Consider the following 13,371-nt stretch of genomic DNA (forward strand, 5'->3'; position numbering starts at 1 on the left):
CCTGCAGCAAATGATTCAGGAAATCAGTTTCGAGACGGCCGAAAGCATCTGCGCCGGCAGGAAAGGCTTGGTCACCCACGCCTTGGCGCCGGCAGCCTGCCCGGCGGACTTGCGGTCTTCGCCGGATTCGGTCGTCAGCATGATCACCGGCGTGAACTTGTAGGCCGGATGGGTCTTCAGCTGACGCACGAAGGTGATGCCATCCATATTAGGCATATTCACGTCCGAAATGACGAGATGGATGCGCTGTCCGTCCGCCTTGCTCAGCGCATCGCGGCCGTCGCAGGCCTCAATCACGGAGTAGCCGGCACCCGTGAGCGCGAGCTTGACCACCTGGCGCAGCGAGGCGGAGTCATCGACGACCATTATCGTTTTGCTCATGGCGTATGCCCTCAGAAGAATTGGACTTCGGACGAAGCGGCCTTGCCGTTGGTGCGCATGTCCCGCTGCTCCAGCGTCACGTACTTGCGCTCCATTTCTGCGATCCACGCGCCGATGTCGATCGGCTGCGGCGTGCCCTGCACGGCACCGGACAGGCAGGTGGCGAGTCTTTCAATGTCCTGCCGCGAATGGGCGAGGATCTGCGACACGCGGTCCTGGAACTGCAGGCTGACGAGCACGTTCTCGACCTGCTGCCGCACGGCGTCGCTGCTCGTCGCCAGTTCCTCGGTCGCCGCCTGCATCCCCGACGCCGATTTGTCGAAGCGCTCGACGACCTGCGCGACCTTGTCGCGCGACGCGTCGATCAGGATCCGGTCCTGCTCCTCGAGCCCGGCGACGGCCTGCGAGGTCGCGACGATGGAGGCGGTGATGCTCTCGATCCTGGCGCCGATCTGCCGCCCGATGTCGCCGGACGCGGTGGAGAGCTTGCGCACTTCGTCGGCGACGACGGCGAATCCCCGTCCGGCCTCGCCCGCGCGCGCCGCCTCGATGGCCGCGTTGAGTGCGAGCAGGTTGGTCTGGCTCGCGATCCCCGCGACGTCCGCCGCCATCTTGCGCAATTCGCCGATGACGGAAGACAGGTCGCGGATTTGGTCGAGCAAGGGCTGCTTCGCATCGAGGCCGGCCTTCATCTCGCCGAGCAGGACGCCGAGGTCGGACTGGCTCGTGGCGATCACGTCGACTAGGCCGGTCCCGGCGCCCAAGCCTTCCTGCGCCTGGCGCGAGGCGTCGAGCGCCGACTGGATCTGGCCCAGGATCACGGTGAACTGCTGCGTCAGGTCGGTGATGCCGGTCTCGACCTGCTGCGCGGCGATGTCGATATGCGTCGACCAGCGCGGCAGAATCTCGCCGCCGGCGTCTGCGACGCTGCGCACATAGTCCCCGAGCTGCCGGCTCTGCGCCTGCTCGTCGGCAAGCCTGCGATCCTCGTCGGCGCGGCTCGCCCGCAGGGACCGTAGCTCACCATCAAGCAGGACGGCGGCGATCAGGGTCGCGACAGCGACGCCGCCACCCAGCAGCAGCGAGCTCGCCGAGGCATTCCCGACGAACGGCAGCGCAACGGCGCCCACCGCTCCGGGCAGCACGCATCCGGCCCACACCAAGCGCGACGGGGTCGTCATTGCCCGCTCCCTATGCGAACGGCAACCGATTGCAGCGCCATGCCATTCTCCTTGCCCTTTGCCTTTGTCCTTTGCCCGTTGCATGCAGACTAGGCCGCTTCTACCGCAAAGGGCAGTGTAAAAACACACAAGTCTCCCGTGCGATATTCCCTTCGTCAGCGGGCGGCCGGCACGTCCGGGGTCGCGGCGCGGCGGGCCATGTCCTGCTCCGCGCGGGCCGCCTCGATCAGCGTCCACACCTCTTGGAAACGGAAGTCTGCGGTCATCACAGCGAGCGCTGCGACCAACCCCGCCTGATCCGGCCCGATCGTCGCGAGCACCGCTTCGACCTTGGTGCCGTTGACCTCCTGCACGGCGGCGTATAGCGCATCGAGCGCCGCGGGCGGCAGGCCGGCGAGCGCCTTGGCGCTCACGGTCGGCGCAGGTGCTTCCGGCTGCGGCGGGGAGCCGGTTTCCGCGCCCGGCGATGCCTCGCCCCCGGCGCGGATGCCGAGATACCTTTCCAGCACGGCATACAGCGCCTGCTCGTCGAGCGGTTTCGTGAGGAAGTCGACGGCGCCCGCGGCCTGCGCCTTTTCGCGCACGTCGTCGCCACCGGTCCCGGAGAGCAGCACGATCGGCACGGCGGGGTCGGCCCTGCGGATGCGACGCGTGGCCTCGAAGCCGTCGAGCTCGGGCATGCGCGCGTCCATCAGGATCAGGTCCGGGCGGTGTCGCTGCCATTGGGTGACGGCGACGGCGCCGTTCTCGGCCTCGACGACCTCGACGCCGGACGGCTCCAGCACACAGCACAGCAGCAGGCGGCCTTCCGGCGCATCGTCGGCCACGAGGATCTTCCGGCCGCGGCCAGTCGCAAACGGCTCGACTTGCGGCGCAGCGGGTTGCGGCGCGATGGCGGCTGGCGCCTCGCAGAGCGGCAGCGAGAGATCGAATGCGAGCGCGTTGCCGTTGGCCGCCTGGCGATCGATGACGATCTCCCCGCCCATCAGGCGCAGATAGCGCTGACCCAGCGTCATTGCCAGGCCGGCGCCCTGCAGAGGCATCTGGCTGCCGGCAGAGCTGAAGGGCGCGAAGAGCGCCATCAGCGCTTCGGACGTTAGCCCCGGGCCGGAGTCGGCGATGCTGAATTGCATCGGCACCTGCCCCTCGGAGGCCGGCCTCGCGTGCGCGGCCACGGTCACCTGCCCGCCGGCAGGAGTGCGGCCGATCGCATCCACGGTCAGCGCCTGCAGCACCCGCCGGAGCTTTCCGCGATCGCAACGGACCCAATCCGGCCCGATGACATCGACGGCCAGCGTCACGCCATGGCCTTCCGCGACGGCGCGCAGATTCGCGACCACGTCTTCGACGAGGCTCTGCACTCGAACCTCCTCGTCAGCGAGCGGCAGACAGCCTGCCTCGATCCGCGCCAATTCGATGAGATCATCGACCAGCGCAAGCATGCGTTCGCCCGCCCCCTGGATGCATTCGACGCTGCGCCGCGGCCCGGCGTCGAGCGTCGCCGACTCGAGCATCAGGCGCGAAAAACCGATCACGGTGTTGAGTGGCCCGTGCAGTTCGTGACTGACGGCGGAGAAGAAGGCGGCCCCGGCAGCGGGATCGACTTGCGCGGGGGCTTCGTCCTGCGCCGCACGCAGCGCCCCCCGGAGCCGGCGGTTGTCGAGCCACAAGGCGACGATGCCGACTGCGCACAGGGCGACGACGACCAGCTCGATCACGAGGCGATCCCCGCGCAAGCGCGCGCCCGTTGCGGCAATCGGCAATCCATCATCGCCTCCCAGTGCTCGGTTAAGGATCGGAACCCCCACCGTGCGAAGCGGGAGGACGTCACCTGCGATGACGGATGATAGTTTCAAAAAGCATGTGCAACCAGACATTTCCGGCTGCAGGACTCAGTGCGCGACCTCCGGCAACAGCTCGCCGACGATGCGCAACAACTCATTCCCCGACACGGGCTTCACCAGCACGCGGCGGATGCCGGCCGCGGCGTCGGGCGGAACGTCGCTGCCCGAACACATGACAATCGGAAGGTCAGGGCGCCGCGAAAGGAGTTCCTGTGCGAGTTCGACGCCGGATAGGCCGGGCATGACCTGGTCGATCAGCGCGAGGTCGAAGCGCGCCGGGTCGGCCCGGACCATTTCGAGCGCAGCATCAGGGTCCGTCGTCGCGACGACCTCACAGCCAGCCGACTCGAACAGGCCCTTTTCGAGTGCGGCGATGCTCTTCTCGTCATCGACGACCAGAACACGCCCCGACAGGCGGCGGCGCACCGGAAGCTCGTCGCCCGCCGCGGCATGCTCGCTGCGCACGCCGCAGCCCGGCAGGTAGATGTCGAAGCGCGTGCCGCGGCCGAGATGCGACTCGACCTGGATGTGCCCCCCCGCCGAATGCACGATGCCGTGGATCACGGAGAGTCCGAGTCCCGTCCCCTTGCCGACGTCCTTCGTCGAGAAGAAGGGGTCGAAGATGCGCGGCAGGTTCTCCGGCGAAATGCCGGGCCCGTCGTCGACCACCGTCAAGCGCACGAACTCGCCGTCGAAGTCCATGTGGCACGACGCGCAGCGCCGCAGCGCGGGCAGGCGCTCGAGCGTCACGCGGATATCGGCGTTGCCGCGCGAGCGGCAGGCGTCGCGGATGTTGATGCCGAGGTTCATCAGGATCTGGTGCAGATGCACCGGGCGTATCTTCACCAGCGGCAGCAACGGGTCGAGGCGCAGGCGCACCGGCAGGTCGTCGCCGAGCGTGGAGCGCAGCAGGCGGACGACTTCGGTCACCAACGGTCCGACATCGATCGGCGCGGCCTCGGCCGTCTCGCTGCGGCTGAAGCTCAGCAACTGCGCGACCAGGTCCTTGCCGACGCGGCTCGCCTGCAGGATCTCGGTGACGTGGCCGCCCAGCTTCTCATAGCGCCCGGCCTTGACCGCCGTCTCGGCGAATTCCGCAAAGCCGAGGATCACCGCCAGCAGGTTGTTGAAATCATGCGCGATGCCGCTCGCGAGCTGCCCGATGGCCTCCATCTTCTGGGCATGCCACAGCTGCTCCTCGAGCTCCTGCCGCGCGCGCTCGGCCAGACGCCGCTCGGTGATGTCGTGCCGCGAGCGCAGGATGCCGAAGACGCTGCCGTCCTGGTCCAGCATCGGCCCCGAGTAGGTCTCGTAGATCCGCTCGCCGCCGTGCAACTCGGACCACCGCGTCTCCTCGGCGCGGACGGTCTCGCGGGCGAGGATCCGATCGTCGTCCGGCTCCGGGCCGCAATCCATGCCGATCATGTCGCCGGGCTGCATGCCGTGCTCCGCGGCCATCGCGCGATTGACGTGCAGGTAGCGGTTGTCGGTGCCCTTCACGTACACCGAGCCGGGATAGGCATCGACCACGTGCTGCAGCAGCGCGCGGCTGCGCTCGATCTCGGCCGTGCGCTCGCGCACCCGCGCCTCGAGGCTCTCCTGCTCCTGACGCAGCGCCAGCTTGACGCGCGCGAGGGTCACGTGGGTCCGCACGCGCGCGAGCACCTCCTCGCGCGCGAAGTTCTTCGCGATGAAATCGACCGCGCCGACGCGCAGCCCCTCCACGCGATCCATCGTTTCGTCCTGCGCGGACAGGAAGATGATGGGAACGTCCTCGCTGTGCGGGTCGGCCTTGATGCGCCGGCACACCTCGAAGCCGTGCATGCCCGGCATCCGCACGTCGAGCAGCACGAGGTCGGGGCTGCGGGCCTGGATCGAGCGCAGCGCGAGTTCGCCGCTCTGCGCCTGCCGCACCGCATAGCCGGCCTCGTGCAGCCACAGCGACAGCAGTCTCAGGGAGGCGGCCGAATCATCCACCAGCAGGATCTCGCCGCGGTCCTCGCTGCTCGCAGGTTGTTCAGCCATCCTTGCCCCTCGCAGGCATCAAGATTCGGTTTGCCATGGATACGCGGGCCCAGTAGACCACGCACAAAACCCGTGCCACAAGAGAGGAAATACTCAGTTCGGTCCCCTCAGACGACAGGCAGCGCCTCCTCCTCGAGCCAGGCTTGGAGCCCCTCCAGCACGATGCCGAGCCGCCCGTCAAATTCCGTGAGCGCGGACTCGAGCGCGTCGTCCTCGCCGGCGCAGAGGACCGCCTCCAGCCGCCCCGCAGCCGACGACAAGGCCTCGGCGCCGATAGAAGCCGCAGACGACTTCAGCGAATGCGCGAGACGCGAAGCGGCTTCCGTGTCGCCGCGGCGAAGCGCGTCGCGCAATTCGCCGCTCGTGCCGGAGCGCGTCTCGTGGAACATGCGCAGCAGCTTCGCGTGAAGCTCCCGCCTGCCGAAGCAGTGCTTCAGGCCGGTTTCGACCGAGATTCCGGCGAGCGCACGCGGCGAAGCACAAGCGGGGACGGCAGGCGGCGCCGAAGTCTCGCACCGCTGCCCCCAGGTCGCGAGCTTCGCGAACAGCTCGACCGGGTCGAAAGGCTTGCTGATGTAATCGTTCATGCCAGCCGCGAGACACTTCTCCCGATCGCTCGCAAGCGCATGGGCAGTCATCGCGATGATCGGCAGCTCGCCGTCCGGCCGGTCGCGCCGAATCAGGCGCGTCGCGTCGTAGCCGCTCATGCCCGGCATCTGGATGTCCATCAGCACGACGTCGAAGGCTTCGCGGCGCACGCGCTCCAGGGCTTCCTCGCCGTTGCCGGCGGTGACGATATGCCCGCCCGCGACCTCGGTCAGGAGATCCCGCGCGAGCTGCTGATTCACTTCGTTGTCCTCGACGAGCAGCACACGAAGGCCGGCGAGCTTGGGCTGAATGCGCGGCGCAGGTTCGGCCGGGGCGGGAGGCGCGGCAGGCAGCGCTTCGGCATGGCCGACGCCGAAGCGCGCCGTGAAATGAAAGTCGCTGCCCTGGCCCGGCTCGCTCGCGACGCCGATCTCGCCGCCCATCAGCTCGACGAGCCGCTTGCTGATCGCGAGGCCGAGCCCCGTGCCGCCGTGCTTGCGCGTCACTGATGCGTCGGCCTGCGTGAAGGGCTGGAAGAGCTGCGCTACCTGCGCCGCCCTCATGCCAATCCCCTGGTCGCGCACGGAAAAGCGCAGCATGACATCGCCGTCCACCATGGCTTGCGGAGCGACCACGACGACGACCTCGCCGTGCTCGGCGAACTTCACCGCATTGCCGCCCAGGTTGATCAGCACCTGGCGCAGGCGCAGCGGATCGCCGACGAGCACCGGCGGCACGTCCGCGGCGACGTCGAGCCGGATATGCAGCCCCTTCTCCTCGGCGCGCGGGCCGATGATGTCGACCATATCGCCAAGCACCTCGTCGAGGGCGAACTCGCAGGATTCCAGGTCGACCTTGCCGGCCTCGATCTTCGACACGTCGAGGATGTCGTTGATGATGCCAAGCAGCGAGTTCGCCGCGCCCTTGATCTTCCTGAGGTAGTCGTCCTGCTTGGGGCTCAGCTCGGTGTAAAGCGCGAGGTTGGTCAGGCCGAGGATTGCATTCATCGGCGTGCGGATCTCGTGGCTCATGTTGGCGAGGAACTCGCTCTTCGCCTGTGCGGCGGCCTGTGCCGCATCGCGCGCGCTGACGAGTTCCGTCGTGCGTTGCGCCACCAGTTCCTCCAGATGCTTGCGATGGCGTGTCAGCTCGTCCGCGTTGCGGCGCTTCTCGGTGATATCCTCGCGCACGGCGACGAAGTGCGTGATCGCGCCGGCCGGGTCGCGTATCGGCGTCGCGATGACGTATTCCGGATAGGTTTCCCCGTTCTTGCGCTTGTTGATCATCTCCCCCTGCCAGTGCTCGCCGCGACGCAGCGTCCCCCAGAAACTCGCGTAGGTCGACGGCGGCGTCAGGCCGGACTTCAGGAATCGGGCGTTGCGGCCGATCGTCTCCTCGCGGCTGTAACCCGTGGTGCGCACGAAGGCTTCGTTCACATACTCGATGTTGGCCTCGACGTCCGTGATCAGGATGCTCTCCGCGCTCTGCTCAACGGCGCGCGACAGCTTGCGCAGCTGATCCTCGGTCCGCTTGCGCTCGGTGATGTCGATCCGGTTGCCGACGATGTAGCCGCTCGGGGTGCGGTTTTCGACGATCAGGATCCAGCGCCCGTCGCCCAGCTCCTGCTCGATCGGTCGCCCGGTCGGATTCTGATGCTCCTGCACGCGCCGTCGCACCCAGGCGTCGATGTCGCCCATCGCGTCCTTGTACTGGCCGCGCTCCGCCCCCTTGCGGACGATCTCTTCGAAGGTCGCGCCGGGAACGATCAGATCACGGCTCAGCGCGTACTTGTCACGATAGGCGCTGTTACAGATCACGAGCCGATCCTGTTCGTCGAAAATCGTGAACCCGCTCGCAACCTGCTCGACCGCTTCGCGCAGCAACTGGTTGGCGCGCTCAGCCGCCTCCGCGGCCGCCTTCTGCGCGGTGACGTTCTGTCCGACCCCGCGATAGCCGGTGAAACGCCGCTGGGCATCGAAAATGGGCAGTCCGCTGACCGAAACCCACACCGTCGCCCCGGTCGCATCACGCATCGCATACTGGAAGTTGCGGAAGGGCTCGTGCCGGCGCAGCAGCGCCATATGGGCGCGCGACATTTCCGGGGCGTTGAGATCGTCCTCGGCAAACACTTCGGCACGCGTCCGACCGAGCATGCTCGCCGCCGAGCGGCCGCAGGCGCGTTCGAAGTTCTCGGACAGGTAGCACAACCTCAGGTTGGCATCGAGTTCCCAGAACCAGTCGGCCGAACTGAGCGAGAAATCGCGGAAGCGCTGCTCGCTGACACTGCGGGCGCCGTCGACCTGGCGGCGTGCGCTGATGTCCTCGACGGTCGACCAGATGTAGTTCCTGCCGTCGCGCCCGACGATCACAATGCCGCTGACGCGGACGGGCACGAGGCTGCCGTTGCGCCGCAAATACTCGCGTTCATGAGGCCCATAGCGGCCGACTCGCAGGACTTTGCGGACGTCGGCCTCGGACAGCCGGCCCGGCCTCGGCACCCGCGATTCCGGATCATGCAGTTCCGCAGCCGAGCAGCCGCAGATGCTGCGGTAAGCCTCATTGAATTCGACGAAGCGCCCTTGCATGTCCGTGAGCGCGATGCCGAGCGAGGACAGCTCGAAGAGCCCCTTCAGTTTCTGCTCGCTTTCCCGCAGGGCTTGGGACCGTGGCCACATGCCATGGGTGATGAAGCGGGCGATGCCGCGCCACATCCGGGCGAAAAGACCTCGCTCCTCCCGCGCGCGCCACCCCGCGCTCGTCCCGCCCGGACCGTCCATCTCCCGCTATCCCCTTCGTCTCCCCGATTATTGTTTGATGATATGACACTCCGTACGCTCGCGGGGCGCGGCGCTCATGGCCCGCAGAGGAAGCTTCGTCGGCCCCTGGCCCCACTGCACGACGGCAGACGGGATCGCCGACAGCGCGACCACCTCCGCCGCCGCACCGCGCCGGATCGCCTCCTTCGGCATCCCGAACACGACGCAGGACTCCGCGTCCTGCGCCAGCGTGTGCGCGCCGGCGTTGCGCATCTCGAGCAGCCCAGCGGCGCCGTCGTCGCCCATGCCGGTCATGATGATGCCGAGCGCATTCTTCGCGGCGCACTTCGCGACGGAGCGGAAGAGCACGTCGACCGACGGCCGATGGCGATTCACGAGCGGTCCGTCGATGACGTCGACGTGATACTGGGCGCCGCTTCGCCGCAACAACATGTGCTTGCCGCCGGGCGCGATCAACGCACGGCCGGGGATCACGCGGTCGCCGGAGGCGGCTTCCCGCACCTCGATCTCGCACAGGCTGTCCAGCCGCCGCGCGAAGGACGCGGTGAATTTCTCCGGCATGTGCTGCACGATCACGATACCGGGGCTCACGCGCGGCAAGGCCGAGAGCACCGCCTCCAGCGCGAGCGTGCCGCCCGTCGAAGTGCCGATCGCGACGATGCGGTCGGTGGTTTCTGCCATCGCCCCGCTCGCCGGCGCGAGGATCGCATCCGCGCTGAGCTTTGAGGGCGCTCCGAGCGCAGTCCCGCGGCGCAGGTTGCGCAGGTTCGCGCGCGCGGCGCCCTTCACGGCACCAATCAGGTCTTCCGAGGCGTCGCGCAGGAAGGACTTGATGCCCAGCGTCGGCTTCGTGACGATCTGCACGGCGCCGGCTTCGAGCGCCTGCATCGAGGTCGTCGTGCCGGCCTCGGTCAGCGACGAGCAAATCACGACCGGTGTCGGGCGCTCCGCCATGATCTTGCGCAGGAAGCTGATGCCGTCCATGCGCGGCATCTCGACGTCGAGCACGATCACGTCCGGCCATTGGCGCGCCATATGGTTGAGCGCGAAGATCGGGTCGGACGCGACCCCCGTCACCTCGATCGCCGGATCACTCTCCAGCACGCCCTGCAGCACCTGGCGGACGACCGCGGAGTCGTCGACGAGCTGGACCTTGATCTTTGCCATCGCCCTATCGTCCTTTGGCCCTCTGGCCTCAGCGCAGCGAGAAGAAGCCCATCGTCCGCTGCAGCTTCTCCGCCTGACCGTTCATCTCGTCGGCGGTCGCGGCGAGCTCCTCGGCGGCCGTGGCGTTCTGCTGCGTGATCTGGTTCAACTGGTTCATCGCGGCGTTGATCTGCGCAACCCCCGCCGACTGCTCTTCCGACGCGGCGGCGATCTCCTGCACGAGGTCCGAGGTCTTGCGGATCGACGGCACCATCGCGTCGAGGAAGCCACCCGCCTTCTCCGCCAGCCCGACGCTGCCCTTCGCGACTTCGCCGATCTCGCGCGCCGCGACCTGGCTGCGCTCGGCGAGCTTGCGCACTTCGGTCGCGACGACCGCGAAGCCCTTGCCGTGCTCGCCGGCACGCGCTGCCTCGATCGCGGCGTTCAACGCGAGCAGGTTCGTCTGGTAGGCGATGTCATCAATGATGCCGATGCGCTCGGCGATGCTCTTCATCGCCGCGACCGTCTCCTTCACCGCCGCGCCGCCCTCGACCGCCTCGGCCGAGGACTGCGCCGCCATGCCGTCAGTGACCTTCGCGTTCTCGGCGTTCTGGCTGATCGACGAAGACATCTGCTCGATCGACGCACCCGTCTCCTCGACGCTCGCCGCCTGCTCGCTGGTCGTCTGCGACATCGACTGCGCGGTCGCCGACACGCCGTCCGACGAGGACGACAGCACCGAGGCGGCGTTGCGGATGTCGGTGACGATGCTCGCGAGATTGCCCGCCATCGTATTCACGGCGTGCGTCAGCTGGCCGATTTCCGTACGCAGGTCGGCCACGCCCTGCATGCGCAAGTCGCCCGCGGCAACGATCTGGCAGCCGCGGATCGCGTCGCCGAGCGGACGCAGCAGCTTGAAGACGAGCAGCCACCAGACCAGCGCCGCGAGCGCGACCCCGGCGCCGGCGAGCGCCGCACGCGTCACCGTGTCGCCGAGGCCCGTGCCCAGCGCGAGCAGGATCGCCGCCAGCCCGACCGACGCGAGGCTCGTGCGCGCCTGAATGTTCAGATGCGCGAGCGCGCCAATCCGGCCGGCGAGACCGCTGCGCACCACCGCGCCGCCCTTCACCGTCAGTCCGCGCGCCGATCCCTCGCGGAAGCGGCGGTAGATGCGCTCGGCCTCGTCGACCTGCGTGCGTGTCGGCCGCGAACGCAGCGACATGTAGCCGACCACCCGCCCGTCCTCCCAGATCGGGTTGGCGTTGGCCTCGACCCAGTAGTGGTCGCCGTTCTTGCAGCGGTTCTTGACCATGCCGCGCCACGGTCGCCCGCCCTGCAGCGTCTTCCACAGGTCGGCGAAGGCCTCCGGCGGCATGTCGGGGTGGCGGATGACGTTGTGCGGCTTGCCGATCACCTCCTCCTCGGAGAATCCGCTGATCTCGAGAAAGGGGCGGTTGACGTAGGTGATGCGGCCCTTGAGGTCGGTCTTCGAGACGATGTACTCGCCCTCGGCGAGGTGTCGCTCCACATTGGTCACGGGCATGTTCACGCGCATGGCGAGTCTCCAGATCAGTTGTGCGGCACGGAGTCCGGTTGCGGGACCTCCGCCGCGGCGCTCATTTCGGTCCTCTCGCCGGCGGTCGCGAGGTCGTCGAGGGAAAGCACGTCGTTGACGCTCAGGATGATTGCGAAGCGCCCATTCACCTTGCCGATACCGGCGATGAAATCGGCCCGCACGCCGGTGCCGAAGCGCGGCGCGGGCTCGATGTCGGCCGGCGCCATCTCGAGCACCTCCGACACCGCATCGACGACGACCCCCAGGTCGTACTTGCGTTCGTCCGACTCGACTTCGACGATCACGATGCAGGTCCGCCGGGAGACGTCCGTGCGCTTGCGGCCGAAGCGCGCCGACAGGTCCACCACCGGCACGACCGAGCCGCGCAGGTTGATCACGCCGCGGATCGCCTCCGGCATCGTCGGCACCTCGGTCAGCTCGCCGTACTCGATGATCTCCTTCACGTGCAGGATGCCGATCGCGAACAGCTCGCCGCCCAGCATGAAGGTCACGTACTGCACCGGCACGTCGATCACCGGCTCCACTGCGGTCTCCAGCCTTGCGCCCATCGTCGCGGCTCCTCAGAAATTCACGAAATCGAGATCCAGATCGCCGAAGGCCGGCTGGGAGGCGCCCGCCGGCGTCGAGCGCGCTCGCCGAACCGGCTTCGTCGCCGGCTGCACGCTCTCCGACGCGCTCGCCGCCCCCCTCACCACCACTCCCGTCTCGACCTTGAAGAAGGCCATCGTCCGCTCCAGCTTGGCTGCCTGCCCGCTCATCTGTTCGGCCGTCGCGGCGAGCGCCTCGGTGGCCGCGGCGTTCTGCTGCGTGATCTGGTTGAGCTGCGTCATCGCGGTGTTGATCTGCGCGACCCCCGCCGACTGCTCTTCCGACGCGACGGCGATCTCCTGCACGAGGTCCGAGGTCTTGCGGATCTTCGGCACCATCGCGTCGAGGAAGCCGCCCGCCTGCTCCGCGAGCCCGACGCTGCCCTTCGCGACTTCGCCGATCTCGCGCGCCGCGACCTGGCTGCGTTCGGCGAGCTTGCGCACTTCGGTCGCCACCACCGCGAAGCCCTTGCCGTGCTCGCCGGCGCGCGCCGCCTCGATCGCGGCGTTCAATGCCAACAGGTTCGTCTGGTAGGCGATGTCGTCGATGATGCCGATGCGCTCGGCGATGCTCTTCATCGCCGCGACCGTCTCCTTCACCGCCGCGCCGCCTTCGACCGCCTCGGCCGAGGACTTCGCCGCCATGCCGTCGGTGATCTTTGCGTTCTCGGCGTTGTGGCTGATCGACGAGGACATCTGCTCGATCGACGCGCCCGTCTCCTCGACGCTCGCCGCCTGCTCGCTCGTCGCCTGCGACAAGCCCTGCGCCGTCCGCGTCACCTGCCCGGCGGCGGCGTTGAGATTGCCCGATGCGCTACGCGCCTCGACAATCACCGCCGAGAACTTCTCCGCCATCCGCCGCACGGCCGCGAGCATACTGCCGCGGTCGTCCGGCGCGACGCGCACGCTCACGCTCACGCCAAGGTCGCCGGCGGCGAGGCGCTCGATCACCGCCTTCGCATACGCGGGCTCGCCGCCCAGTTGCCGCAGCAGCCCCCTGAGGATGAACGCTGCTCCGGCGCCGAAGGCCGCAAGCACGAGCCATGCGACCAGCACGCACTGCTGCAGCGCATCGGCACTTTGCGCGCCGAGCTCCGCGACGGCCGGCAGCGTGCCGGCGACGCGGACCGCCTCCGCAATCCTTGCGACTTCGTAGTATGCGAGGCCCGCCAACGCGGCAAGGCCGAGCACCGCAACGCCCGCGAGGGCATACAGGCGCTGCGTGAGGGTCATTTCCCCGTTCATGGCAGTACGTCTCCGTCAGTG

At 68.2% G+C, this 13,371-nt stretch carries 9 protein-coding genes; all 9 read right to left on the minus strand.

The genetic code is table 11. The features are described from left to right. Positions 1–15: 15 nt before the first annotated feature. The 9 genes from AZKH_RS19615 to AZKH_RS19655 all read right to left on the minus strand — a co-directional run bounded on the left by AZKH_RS19615 (position 16) and on the right by AZKH_RS19655 (position 13,350). Positions 16–381 (minus strand): response regulator, encoded by a 366-nt coding sequence (locus tag AZKH_RS19615; RefSeq protein WP_041656419.1) that lies wholly within the window; start codon positions 379–381, stop codon positions 16–18. Between the two features lie 11 nt (positions 382–392). After that, complete coding sequence (locus AZKH_RS27925) at positions 393–1,562, minus strand: methyl-accepting chemotaxis protein (RefSeq protein ID WP_015437543.1); 1,170 nt, start codon at positions 1,560–1,562, stop codon at positions 393–395. A 155-nt stretch (positions 1,563–1,717) separates the two neighbouring features. Further along, complete coding sequence (locus AZKH_RS19625) at positions 1,718–3,325, minus strand: response regulator (protein WP_015437544.1); 1,608 nt, start codon at positions 3,323–3,325, stop codon at positions 1,718–1,720. Between the two features lie 129 nt (positions 3,326–3,454). Further along, positions 3,455–5,431 (minus strand): response regulator, encoded by a 1,977-nt coding sequence (locus tag AZKH_RS19630; protein WP_015437545.1) that lies wholly within the window; start codon positions 5,429–5,431, stop codon positions 3,455–3,457. 107 nt (positions 5,432–5,538) lie between these two features. Then, on the minus strand, positions 5,539–8,796 hold the full coding sequence (locus AZKH_RS26420) for a PAS domain S-box protein (protein WP_015437546.1): 3,258 nt from the start codon (positions 8,794–8,796) through the stop codon (positions 5,539–5,541). 27 nt (positions 8,797–8,823) lie between these two features. Beyond that, on the minus strand, positions 8,824–9,963 hold the full coding sequence (locus AZKH_RS19640) for a chemotaxis response regulator protein-glutamate methylesterase (protein ID WP_015437547.1): 1,140 nt from the start codon (positions 9,961–9,963) through the stop codon (positions 8,824–8,826). Between the two features lie 28 nt (positions 9,964–9,991). Then, a complete protein-coding gene (locus tag AZKH_RS19645) occupies positions 9,992–11,497 on the minus strand; it encodes a PAS domain-containing methyl-accepting chemotaxis protein (protein WP_015437548.1) in 1,506 nt (501 codons plus the stop codon). 14 nt (positions 11,498–11,511) lie between these two features. Beyond that, positions 11,512–12,066, minus strand: coding sequence for a chemotaxis protein CheW (locus tag AZKH_RS19650; protein ID WP_015437549.1), 555 nt, complete (start codon positions 12,064–12,066; stop codon positions 11,512–11,514). Between the two features lie 12 nt (positions 12,067–12,078). Continuing rightward, entirely contained in the window at positions 12,079–13,350 is a 1,272-nt protein-coding gene (locus AZKH_RS19655; RefSeq protein ID WP_015437550.1) for a methyl-accepting chemotaxis protein, read from the minus strand. Positions 13,351–13,371 lie beyond the last annotated feature (21 nt).

The organism is Azoarcus sp. KH32C, assembly GCF_000349945.1.
Lineage (GTDB): Bacteria > Pseudomonadota > Gammaproteobacteria > Burkholderiales > Rhodocyclaceae > Aromatoleum.

Coding starts and splice junctions, on each gene's coding strand:
- AZKH_RS19615 (WP_041656419.1), bottom strand. CDS start 381: ATGAGCAAAACGATAATGGTCGTCGATGACTCCGCCTCGCTGCGCCAG.
- AZKH_RS27925 (WP_015437543.1), bottom strand. CDS start 1,562: ATGACGACCCCGTCGCGCTTGGTGTGGGCCGGATGCGTGCTGCCCGGA.
- AZKH_RS19630 (WP_015437545.1), bottom strand. CDS start 5,431: ATGGCTGAACAACCTGCGAGCAGCGAGGACCGCGGCGAGATCCTGCTG.
- AZKH_RS26420 (WP_015437546.1), bottom strand. CDS start 8,796: ATGGACGGTCCGGGCGGGACGAGCGCGGGGTGGCGCGCGCGGGAGGAG.
- AZKH_RS19640 (WP_015437547.1), bottom strand. CDS start 9,963: ATGGCAAAGATCAAGGTCCAGCTCGTCGACGACTCCGCGGTCGTCCGC.
- AZKH_RS19645 (WP_015437548.1), bottom strand. CDS start 11,497: ATGCGCGTGAACATGCCCGTGACCAATGTGGAGCGACACCTCGCCGAG.
- AZKH_RS19650 (WP_015437549.1), bottom strand. CDS start 12,066: ATGGGCGCAAGGCTGGAGACCGCAGTGGAGCCGGTGATCGACGTGCCG.
- AZKH_RS19655 (WP_015437550.1), bottom strand. CDS start 13,350: ATGAACGGGGAAATGACCCTCACGCAGCGCCTGTATGCCCTCGCGGGC.